This is a genomic window from Streptomyces sp. NPDC091292 (assembly GCF_044757265.1).
Lineage (GTDB): Bacteria > Actinomycetota > Actinomycetes > Streptomycetales > Streptomycetaceae > Streptomyces.
This window is the reverse complement of the sequence record NZ_JBIVUQ010000042.1, coordinates 1-12,270: the sequence shown is the minus strand read 5'-3', so window position 1 is coordinate 12,270 and position 12,270 is coordinate 1. Positions and strand designations below refer to the sequence as shown.

The following is a 12,270-nucleotide window of genomic DNA, read 5'->3' as shown; positions in this document are numbered from 1 at the left end:
GTATGCCGTCGGTGGGTGAGTTGCGGGAGTTTGTGGGGCGGAGTCTGCCGGAGTTCATGGTGCCGTCGGTGTTTGTGGAGTTGGCGGGTCTTCCGCTGACGCCGAATGGGAAGGTTGATCGGGGTGCGTTGACGGTTCCGGATGGTGTGCGGCCGGCGTTGGAGGGGTTTGTTGCGCCGGGGAGTGCGGCGGAGGAGCTGCTGGCAGGTGTCTGGGCGCAGGTACTCGGCGTCGACCGGGTCGGCATCCACGACAACTTCTTCGAACTCGGCGGACATTCGCTACTCGCCACGCAGGTCGTGTCCCGCATCCGGACCGTGTTCGCGACCGAGGTCCCGCTCTCCGCGCTGTTCGACCACCCGACGGTCCGTGAGCTGTCCGATGTGGTCGACAGCTCGCCCCAGAGGGTCGCCGCACCGCCCATCACACCGTCGGGCCGGGACCGCGACCTCCCCTTGTCCTTCGCCCAGCAGCGCCTATGGTTCCTGGCCCAACTGGACCCGGAATCAACGGAGTACAACGTTCCTCTGCTCGTACGCTGGCTCGGAGACCTGGACGTCGCAGCGCTGACCTCGGCGCTGGGCGCGGTGGTGAGGCGGCACGAGGTACTGCGGACCAGACTGGTGGTGGGCGCGGACGGCGTCGCGCATCAGGTGATCGACGAGCCGGCCCTCTTCGTGCTGCCGCTGGCGGATGTCTCGGGCCAGGACGACCCGGTGGCGGTCGCCCGGAAACTGGTGACCGCGGAGGTGATGGCACCGTTCGACCTGGCCAAGGGACCGCTGCTCCGGGCCACCCTGATCCGGCTTTCCGCCGACGAACACGTACTGGCCCTGGCAGTCCACCATGTGGCCTTCGACGAGTGGTCGGTACGCATCCTCCGCGAGGAGCTGTCCGCCCTCTACGAGGCGTTCCGCGCGGGCGAACCGGACCCGTTGCCGCCGCTGGCCGTACAGTACGCGGACTTCGCGGTATGGCAGCGCCAGTGGCTGGACGGCGACGTACTGGACTCCCATATGACGTACTGGCGCGACCAGTTGGCGGCTCTGCCGGCGCTGGAGCTGCCGACGGACAGGATGCGTCCGCCGGTACGGTCCACCGACGGAGCGGCGATCGAATTCACCGTTCCCGCGCGGACCGCGGATGCCTTGCGGGCGCTGTCCCGCAAGAACGGCGTCACGATGTCCATGACGCTGCTAGCCGCGTTCGACGTGCTGCTCGGCTGGTACGCGGGGTCGGACGACGTGGTGGTGGGCACACCGGTCGCCAACCGGAACCGCGCCGAGACGGAGGACCTGATCGGGTTCTTCGTCAACACACTCGTGCTGCGCACCGACCTGTCCGGCGACCCGACCTTCACCGAGTTGCTCGGCCGCGTACGGAAGGTGGCTCTGGCCGCGTACGCGCACCAGGATCTGCCGTTCGAGCAACTGGTGGACGACCTCGTCACCGAGCGGGACCGGTCCCGCACCCCCCTCTTCCAAGTGTTCTTCAACTACACGCCCGAGGAGCCCGCGCGTCACGACGACGCCCCTGCTCGGCCCGACGAGCATGAAAGTGCTGATTCGTCTTCGGTCGACGTGCTGGCGACGAGCGCAGTGAACTTCGACCTGGCCGTCATGCTCGCGGACCACGAGGGTGATCTGGCGGGGCAGATCGAGTACAGCACCGCGCTGTTCGATGCCACGACCGTGGAGCGGATGCTGGGGCACCTGGTCACGCTGCTTGAGGGGGTGGCGGATGAAGCGGACTGCCGGGTGGGTGAGCTGGCGGTTCTTTCGGTGGGTGAGCGTGAGTTGGTGGTGGGGGAGTGGAATGCGTCGTCGGTGGTGTTGCCGTTGGTGGGTGGGGTGCATGAGCTGATTGCTGAGCGGGCTGTGGTGGGTCCGGATGTGGTGGGGCCGGATGTGGTGGCTGTGGTGGCGGGTGGGGAGGTATTGACGTATGGCGGGTTGATGGGGCGGGCGAATCGGCTCGCCCACTGTCTGCGTTCGGCGGGTGTGGGTGCTGAGTCGGTGGTGGGTTTGTGTCTGCCGCGTGGGGTGGACATGGTGGTTGCGATGGTGGCGGTGTGGCAGGCGGGTGGTGCGTATCTGCCGCTGGATCCTGAGTATCCGGCTGATCGGCTGGAGTTCATGCTCGGGGATGCGGGTGTGCGGGTGGTGGTGGGTGAGCGGTCTCTGGCCGGGGGCCTGACGGTTGAGCGTGGGGTGTGGCTGGATGATCCGGCGGTCGCAGCCGTCTTGAAGGGACTGCCCTCGACGGCGCCCGACATCGTGTCGTCGTCTCCGGATCAGTTGGCGTATGTGATTTATACGTCGGGTTCGACGGGTCGGCCGAAGGGTGTGCAGGTTGCGCACGGCAGCGTCGTGGGCATGGTGTCCGCTCTGGGCCCGGTGCTGGGCGCGGGCCCTGGCGTGCGGATGCTTCAGTTCGCGTCGTTCAGCTTCGACGCGGCGGTACTCGACGTCGCCGTGACGCTCGCTTCCGGCGGTGTCCTGGTCGTGGCAACTTCGGAGGAGCGGGCGGAGAGCGCGCTGCTGACGTCGATGCTGCGTGCCGATGGTGTGGGTGCGGCGAGTGTTGTCCCGTCCTTGCTGGGCGTGCTGGAGCCGCAGGACGTTCCCGGTGTCGGGACGCTGCTGCTGGGTGCGGAACGCCTGACGGAGCCGGTGGCCCGTGCCTGGTCGACCGGTCGCCGCCTGGTCAACACCTACGGCCCGACGGAGACGACGGTCATGGTGACCGCCGGCACCGTCGCCCCTGACATACGACGGATGCCTGCCATCGGTTCCCCGGTCGGCAACGCCCATCTGTACGTGCTGGACGGATCGATGAGGCCCGTGCCGGTGGGCGTTCCGGGTGAGGTGTATATCGCGGGTCCGCAGGTGGCTCGTGGGTATGGGGGTCGGCCGGGGCTGACGGGTGAGCGGTTCGTCGCGGACCCGTTCGCCGCCGACGGCACCCGCATGTACCGCTCAGGTGACCGGGCGCGCTGGCTGGCGGACGGGCAGCTCGACTTCGTCGGGCGGGCGGACGGTCAGGTGAAGGTACGCGGTTTCCGGATCGAGCCGGGTGAGATCGAGGCAGTTCTGGCCGGCCACCCGCAGATCCGTACCGCTGTGGTGGGTGCGTTCGGGGAGGTCGGAGAGGTCGATGACCGGCGCCTGGTGGCCTACCTGGTCCCCGCCGATCAGACGGATGGCATCCCGGCGCTCACTGAGATACGTGAGTACGCGAGCACCAGACTTCCTGCCTTCATGATCCCGGCGGCCTTCGTGGAGTTGGCGGAGTTGCCGCTGACTCCCAACGGCAAACTCGACCGTGCGGCGCTGCCCGAACCAGCCGGGGAACGACCGCAGTTGGAAGATTTCGAGGCTCCGTCGGGGGACGCGGAGGAAGCCTTGGCCAGGCTCTGGACCGAGGTTCTGGGGGTGGACCGGATCGGTGCCTCGGACAACTTCTTCGAGCTGGGCGGACATTCGTTGCTCGCCACGCAGGTGACTTCCCGTATCCGGGACGCCTTCGAGCTGGAGATACCTGTCTCCGCCCTCTTCGACCAACCCACCGTAAGGGGCTTGGCCGCCGTGGTCGAAGAACGTATCTGGTACGAGATCGAGCACATGCCGGAAGACGACGTGATCCAGAGCCTGGACAGTCACGCACAGGGTGCAGAGTCCGACGAGAACGGGGTTTTCTGATGTCCATCTCCCCTGTGGGGCTTCTGCGGAAGCTCGAAGACAGCGGCGTCCGCTTCACCGTTGTCGACGGCAGGCTGCGGATCTTCGCGCCCAAGGGAGTTCTCACTGAGGAACTCCGTACCCATCTCCAAGGCTGTCGTGACGAGATCATCGAGCTGCTGATCGACCGCAAGGCAGCACCGATGGCCGGCCAGGCCCCGCCGATGACGGTCGCCGACCGCGATGGGCATTTGCCGCTGTCCTTCGCGCAGCAGCGCCTGTGGTTCCTCGACCAGCTCGACCCCGGCTCGGTCGAATACAACGTGCCCATGCCGATCCGGCTCGGCGGGCTGCTCGACATGCCCGCGCTCGGCGCCGCCCTGAGCGCGATCGTCGCCCGGCACGAGGTGCTGCGCACTCGGCTCGTGGCCGGCGACGACGGTGTGCCGCACCAGGTGATCGATCCGGCGGCATTCCTCCCTCTCCCGGTGGCCGACGTGTCCGCCGAGGAGGACCGCGGTTCGGCCGTGTGGGCATTGATGGCTGCGGACGCGGCGCTGCCCTTCGACCTGGCGGGCGGCCGGCTGATCAGGGCCCTGCTGATCCGACTGGCCCCTGACGAGCACGTACTCGCCCTGTCCATGCATCACGTCGCCTTCGACGAGTGGTCGAAGGGGATCCTCCGCGATGAGCTGCTGCTCTCCTACGAAGCGTTCCGGGCCGGCCGACCGGACCCGCTGCCGCCGCTGGCCGTGCAGTACGCCGACTTCGCGGTGTGGCAGCGACAGTGGTTGGACGGAGAGGTCCTGGAGGAGCAACTCGCCTACTGGCGAACGCAGTTGAACGGCACGTCCGCCCTGGAGGTTCCCACGGATCGGCCGCGCCCGGCGGTGTGGTCACCGGCCGGTGCGATGGCGCAGTTCACGGTGGAGGCGCGGACCGCGGACGCCCTGCGCGAGCTGTGCCGCCGCAGCGGCACGACGATGTTCATGACGCTGCTGGCCGCGTTCAACGTCCTGCTCGGGCGGTACGCGGGGTCGGACGACGTGGTGGTGGGCACACCGGTCGCCAACCGGAACCGCGCGGAGACGGAGAAGCTGATCGGCTTCTTCATCAACACCCTGGTGATGCGCACCGATCTGTCCGGCGACCCGACGTTCGAGGAACTTCTCGGCCGCGTACGGGAAATGGCCCTCAATGCCTACGCGCACCAGGATCTGCCGTTCGAGCAGTTGGTGGACGAACTCGTCACGGAGCGGGACCGGTCGCGCAGCCCGCTCTTCCAGCTGCTGTTCAACTACTTCACCGAGGACGGACAGCAGGGCCGGGCGCCACAGGACCCGTCTCATGACCGCCAGGGCGATACGGAAGGCGGCACGGCAGGCGGCACGGAAGGTGGCACGGACGGGCTGGCAGTGGGGAGCGTTGAGGGCGATGTCGTCGCCAAGTACGACCTCCGGCTGATGCTTACGGACAGTGGGGGCGCGCTGTCGGGTGTGATCGAGTACAGCACCGCTCTGTTCGACGCGGTGACGGTGGAGCGGATGGCTCGGCACTTGGTGTCGGTGCTGGGTGCGGTCGCCGATGACGCGGGGCAGCGGGTGGGTGAGCTGCCGGTTCTTACCGGGGCCGAGCGCGAGCGGTTGGTGAAGGAGTGGAATGCGACGGTTGAGCCGTTGCCGGTGGTGGGTGGGGTGCATGAGCTGATTGCCGAGCGCGCGGTGTCGGCGCCGGGTGCGGTGGCGGTGGTGTGTGGGGAAGAGTCCCTTGACTATGGGGAGTTGATGGGTCGGGCGAATCGTCTGGCGCATTATCTGCGGGGTGTGGGGGTGGGTGCGGAGTCGGTGGTGGCGTTGTGTCTGCCGCGTGCGGTGGAGATGGTGGTGGCGGTGTTGGGGGTGTGGCAGGCGGGTGGTGCGTATCTGCCGCTGGATCCGGAGTATCCGGTGGAGCGGTTGGGGTTCATGTTGCGGGACAGTCGGGCGACGGTGCTGGTGGGCACGGAGGAGTTGGTGGATGAGCTGCCGGTGGGGCGTCTGCGGACGGTGGTGGTGGATGCTCCGGGTGTGGTGGCCGCGCTGGCAGAGTTGCCCTCGACGGCGCCGGAGTCGGATGTCGTGCCGGCGACTGCTGATCAGTTGGCGTATGTGATTTATACGTCGGGTTCGACGGGTCGGCCGAAGGGTGTGCAGGTCGCGCACGGTGGTGTGGTGAATCTGGCGTTGGCGCAGGCACGGACGTTTGGTGTCGGTGCGGGTGACGGTGTGCTCCAGTTCGCGCCGTTCGGTTTCGATGCCGCGGTGTCCGAAGTCGTGGTGACGTTGGTGGCGGGTGGCCGGCTGGTGGTGGCGACGGCGGAGGAGCGGGCCGAGCCTCGCGCCTTGGCGGCGTTGGTGCGGGAGCGTGAGATTCGGGTGGCGACGCTGCCGCCGTCGCTCCTGGCGGTGCTGGATCCGGCGGATCTGGTGGGTCTGCGGACGTTGGTGACGGCGGGGGAGCGGCTGGAGGAGGCTGCGGCTGCGGTGTGGCGTGGCGGGTACCGGCTGCTCAACGCGTACGGCCCGACCGAGATCACCGTGTGCGCGAGCATCGCCGTCCTCGATCCGGAGGGTCAGGGTGTGCCGTCGATCGGTACGCCGATGTCGAACACCCGTGTCTACGTACTCGACAAGCAGTTGCGCCCCGTCCCGGTGGGTGTGGTGGGTGAGTTGTTTGTCGCGGGTGTGGGTGTGGCGCGGGGGTATGGGGGCCGGTCTGGTCTGACAGGTGAGCGGTTTGTCGCGGATCCGTTCGCGGGGGACGGTACGCGGATGTACCGGTCGGGTGATGAGGTGCGGTGGGTGGCGGACGGTCGGTTGGAGTTCGTGGGTCGTGCTGATGATCAGGTGAAGGTTCGTGGGTTCCGCGTTGAGCTGGGTGAGGTCGAGTCGGTGTTGGGTGGTCATCCTGGGGTGCGGTCGGTTGTGGTGACGGTGGGGGATGTGGAGGGGGATCGGAGGTTGGTGGCGCATGTGGTTCCGGTGGATCAGGAAGAGGGGATCCCGGGGGTCGGTGAGTTGCGGGCCTTCGTCAGTGATCGGTTGCCGGGGTTCATGGTGCCGTCGGTGTTCGTGGAGCTGGCCGCGTTGCCCCTCACCCCGAACGGCAAGATCGATCGCGCCGCGCTTCCGGCACCGGATGCCGCCCGCCAGGGCCTGACGGGTTTCGTCGCTCCGGCGAGCGTGACGGAGGAGCTGCTGGCCGGCATCTGGACGATGGTGCTGGGCGTGGACCAGGTCGGCGCGGTCGACGACTTCTTCGAGCTGGGCGGGCACTCTCTTCTTGCCACCCAGGTGGTCTCGCGTATCAGGGACGTGTTCGCGGCCGAGGTACCTCTGGCCGCGCTGTTCGACCACCCGACGGTGCGGGATCTGGCCGCTGTGGTCGACGAGGCCGGTCACAGTGTGGCGGTGCCGCCCATGGCCGTGGCCGACAGGGACGAACCCTTGGCGTTGTCGTTCGCGCAGCAGCGCCTGTGGTTCCTTGATCAGATGGAACCCGGATCCGCCGAGTACAACGTGCCCCAACCGATCCTCTGGCCCGGTGACCTGGACATCGCGGCCCTGGGTGAGGCGCTGAGCGCGGTGGTGGCGCGGCACGAGGTACTGCGGACCAGACTGGTCGCGGGCCCCGACGGCGTACCGCACCAGGTGATCGACTCGCCGGAACCGTTCCCTCTCATAGTGGCGGATGTTTCCGACGACGCCGACCCTCTGGGCTCCGCGCGTGAGCTGATGCTCGCGGACGCCGTCACGCCGTTCGACCTGGCCGACGGGCCGCTGATCCGCGCCACACTGATCCGTGTGCGGCCGGACGAACATCTCCTGGCGCTGGCCATGCACCATGTCGTGTCCGACGAGTGGTCGGGGCAGATCCTCCGGCGCGAGCTGGCCGCGCTCTACGAGGCGTTCCGGGCCGGCGAGCCGGACCCGCTCCCGCCGCTGGCCGTACAGTACGCGGACTTCGCCGTGTGGCAACGCGCATGGCTCACTGGGCATGTCCTCGACGCCCAACTCTCCTACTGGCGCAGCACGTTGGCCGACGCACCCGAGATGGAACTGCCCATCGACCGGCCGCGTCCGGCTGTTCGTTCCTCGGCGGGTGCGGTGCAGCGGTTCAGTGTGTCGGCGCGTACGGCTGGGGCGTTGCGGGAGCTGTCGGGTGAGTTGGGTGCGTCGATGTTCATGACGCTGCTGGCGGCCTTCGATGTGTTGTTGGGTCGGTATGCGGGTTCGGATGATGTGGTCGTGGGCACGCCGGTAGCGAATCGGAGCCGTGCGGAGACGGAGGGCCTGATCGGGTTCTTCGTGAATACGTTGGTGCTGCGTACGGATCTGTCGGGTGATCCGTCGTTCCGTGAGTTGGTGGGGCGGGTGCGGGAGACGGCTCTTGGTGCGTACGCGCATCAGGATGTGCCGTTCGAGCAACTGGTGGACGAACTCGTCACCGAGCGGGACCGCTCTCGAAACCCCCTGTTCCAGGTCCTGTTCAGCTATGTCGCCGGGGAGTCCGAGGGTGCTTCTGAGGACGCCTCCGGTGAGGCGGTCGGCCAGGGCCCCGAGGACAGGGATGACGCGGCTGACGAGCCGGGCCCGAATGTCCTGCCGGTCAAGTTCGACCTGGCAGTGACGATGGCTGATGCCGATGGAACCCTGACGGGCACCATCGAGTACAGCACGGCGCTGTTCGACGCGGCGACGGTGGAGCGGTTGGCCGGTCACTTGATCACGCTGCTTGAGGGGGTGGCGGAGGAAGCGGACTGCCGGGTGGGTGAGTTGCCGGTTCTTTCTGTGGGTGAGCGTGAGTTGGTGGTGGAGGGGTGGAATGCGTCGTCGGTGGTGTTGCCGTTGGTGGGTGGGGTGCATGAGCTGATCGCTGAGCGGGCTGTGGTGGGTCCGGATGCGGTGGCGGTGGTGGCGGGTGGGGAATCGTTGACGTATGGCGGATTGATGGCGCGGGCGAATCGGCTGGCGCAGTACCTTCGCGATTCCGGTGTGGGTGCTGAGTCGGTGGTGGGTTTGTGTCTGCCGCGTGGGGTGGACATGGTGGTGGCGATGGTTGCGGTGTGGCAGGCGGGTGGTGCGTATCTGCCGCTGGATCCTGAGTACCCTGCCGACCGGCTGGAGTTCATGCTCGGGGATGCGGGTGTGCGGGTAGTGGTCGGGCAACGGCCCCTGGCCGAGGGGCTGACGGTTGAGCATGGGGTGTGGCTGGATGATCCGGCGGTCGCATCCGCCTTGACGGGACTGCCCTCGACGGCGCCCGACATCGTGTCCTCGTCTCCGGATCAGTTGGCGTATGTGATTTATACGTCGGGTTCGACGGGTCGGCCGAAGGGTGTGCAGGTCGCGCACGGCAGTGTGGTGGGGATGGTGTCGGCTCTGGGGCCGGTGCTGGGTGCGGGTCCGGGTGTGCGGATGCTTCAGTTCGCGTCGTTCAGTTTCGACGCGGCGGTACTCGACGTCGCCGTGACGCTCGCTTCGGGCGGCGTGCTGGTGGTGGCGACTGCGGAGGAGCGGGCGGAGAGTGCGCTGCTCACGTCCATGCTGCGCGCCGATGCTGTGGGTGCGGCGAGTGTCGTCCCGTCCCTGCTCGGGGTGCTGGACCCGCAGGACGTTCCCGGTGTCGGGACCCTGCTGCTGGGTGCGGAACGCCTGACGGAGCCGGTTGCCCGTGCGTGGTCGGCCGGCCGTCGTCTGGTCAATACCTACGGTCCGACCGAGGCGACCGTCATGGTCACCACAGGCACCGTGGAGCCGGATGGTCTGTCGGGTGCGCCGGCGATTGGTGCCCCGGTGGGCAACGCCCGGGTCTACGTCCTGGACGAGCGACTGAACCCACTGCCCGTGGGAGTCCCGGGTGAGGTGTACATCGCGGGTCCGCAGGTGGCGCGCGGGTACCGGGGCCGTCCCGGTCTGACAGGTGAGCGGTTCGTCGCGGACCCGTTCGCCGCCGACGGCACCCGTATGTACCGTTCCGGTGACCGGGCGCGCTGGCTGGCGGACGGGCAGCTCGACTTCGTCGGGCGTGCGGATGGTCAGGTGAAGGTGCGTGGTTTCCGGATCGAGCCGGGTGAGATCGAGGCGGTCCTCACAGCCCACCCGAAGATCCGCACCACCGTGGTGGCGGCATTCGGCGAGGTGGAGGACCGGCGTCTGGTCGCCTACCTGGTCCCCGACGACCAGACGGACGGTATCCCGCCGGTCGCCGAGCTGCGCGAGTTCGCGAGCACGCGACTGCCCGCCTTCATGATCCCGTCCGCCTTCGTGGAACTGGCGGCGCTGCCGCTGACCCCGAACGGCAAACTCGACCGTGCCGCGCTCCCCGACCCTGAGGACTCCCGGGTCGGCTCGGCGGGCGACTACATCGCGCCGGACACCGACGTCGAGCGGATCCTTGCCGAGGTGTGGGCTCAGGTTTTGGGTGTGGAGCGGGTGGGTGTGGCGGACAACTTCTTTGAGCTGGGCGGGGACTCGATTGTGAGTATTCGTGTGGTGGCTCGGGCGCGGGAGTTGGGTGTGCATGTGTCGGTGGCGCAGTTGTTTGATCATCAGACGGTGGGGGGTCTGGCGCGGGTGGCGTCGGGTGAGAGTGTGGTGGTTGCGGAGCAGGGTGTGGTGGTGGGGGAGTTTCCGTTGTCTCCGGTTCAGCGGTGGTTTTTGGGTCGGGGGTTGCCTCGGGCGGGGCATTTCAATCAGTCGACGGTGTTGGAGGTGGAGGGGCGGGTTGATGTGGGGTTGTTGCGTGGGGCGGTGGGTGCGGTGGTGGGGCAGCATGATGCGTTGCGTTCCCGTTTTGAGGTGCGTGACGGGGATTGGGTGGGTCGTGTGGTGGCTGCCGAGGCGTCGGATCTGGTGTCGGTGGTTGATGCGGGTGGTGTGACGGGTGCGGATGAGGCGGCGTTTTTGGAGGCGCGGGCGACGGAGGTGCAGGCGAGTCTGGAGCTGGCGGGGGGTCCGCTGTTCAGGGTGGCGCTGTTCGAGCTGGGCTCTGACGGGCGTCAGCTCGTCCTGGTAGTGGCTCATCATCTGGTGGTGGATGCGGTGTCGTGGCCGGTGCTGCTGGAGGATTTGGCTTCGGCGTATGCGCAGGTCGAGCGGGGTTTGACGGTGGTGGAGCTGGGATCAAAGACGTCGTCGTTCAAGGCGTGGGGTGAGCGTCTGGCGGAGTTGGCGGTGTCGCCGGAGGTGGTGGCGGGGGCGGGGTTGTGGCGGGGGGTGGAGGGGTCGGTGGTGGAGTTGCCGCGTGTGGCGGGTGGTGGTGGGAATCCGGTGTCGGGGGCGCGGCGGGTGAGTGTGGCGTTGGGGTCGGGGTTGACGGAGCGGTTGCTGCGTGAGGTGCCGGCCGCGTATCGGACGCAGATCAATGATGTGCTGCTGAGTGTGCTCGGTGCGGTGTTGACGGAGTGGGTGGGGACGAGTTCGGTGGTGGTGGATGTTGAGGGTCATGGCCGTGAGGATGTCGGTGCCGGTATTGATGTGTCGCGGACGGTGGGTTGGTTCACGAGTGTGTATCCGGTGGTTCTGGGTGGGTTGGTAGATGGTGATTTGGGTGGGTTGCTGCGGCGTACGAAGGAGTATCTGCGTGGTGTTCCGCGTAAGGGGTTGGATTACGGGCTGTTGCGTCATCTGACTGACTGGACTCCGGAGGGTCAGGCTGAGGTCAGCTTCAACTACCTCGGACAGTCAGCCCAGCAGACCGACCCCGATACCGATCAGCGATCGGGGTCCGGCGCCGGACGCGTGCAGGACGGACGAGGCGGTCACTTCAGGCGGCTGCCCGGCTCCCTCGGCGAGTCGGAGGCGCCGCGGAACGAACGCCCGTACCTGATCGACGTCAACAGTCAGGTCAGCGGTGGCCGTCTGGAGATGGTGTGGACGTACGGCGCCGAGGTGCACGACGAGGCGACGATCGCGGGGCTCGCGCAGCGCTACGTCGAGGTGCTGGGTGACCTGATCGAGTACTGCTGCCGTCCGGGCGTCGGTGGACCCACCCCGTCCGACTTCCCGCTCGCGGTCATCGATCAGGCCGCGCTGGACCAGGTCACGGCCCGCATCCCCACCGACATCGAGGACATCTACCCGCTCACCCCCCTCCAGCAGGGCATGCTCTTCCACACCCACCTCTCCGCCGACGCCGGCATGTACTGGGCGCAGAACGGCCTCCTGCTGGAAGGTGAGTTGGACCTCGATGCGCTGAGGCAGGCGTGGGAGTTGGTGTTCTCCCGGCACGAGGTGCTGCGTTCCACGGTGGTGACGGAGGGCGAGGGCGTACCGCAGCCGCTCGCGGTCGTCTCCCGGGCCGTGCCCCTGCCCCTGCGGCTACTGGACTTCTCCCACCTCGACGAACAGGACCGGCGCCAGGCGATCGCCGAGCACCTGGATGCCGACTGGGCGCGCGGCGCCGACTTCACCACACCCACGCTCGTACGGATATCCGTGATCCGTCTCGCCGACGACCGGCATCAGTTGGTGTGGAGTTATCACCATCTGCTTTTGGATGGGTGGAGTGTGCCGATTGTTTTGGGTGAGGTGTTGGAGGCGTATCACGC

General features: G+C 67.7%; 2 protein-coding genes. Both read left to right on the top strand.

Features of this window, described 5'->3' with window-relative positions; genetic code table 11:
- Positions 1-158 precede the first annotated feature (158 nt).
- Entirely contained in the window at positions 159-3,701 is a 3,543-nt protein-coding gene (locus ACIQNU_RS43635) for an amino acid adenylation domain-containing protein (protein WP_401378259.1), read from the top strand.
- The coding region (locus ACIQNU_RS43630; RefSeq protein WP_401378257.1) for an amino acid adenylation domain-containing protein at positions 3,701-12,270 on the top strand (8,570 nt) is incomplete at its 3' end. The genes ACIQNU_RS43635 and ACIQNU_RS43630, both read left to right, overlap by 1 nt.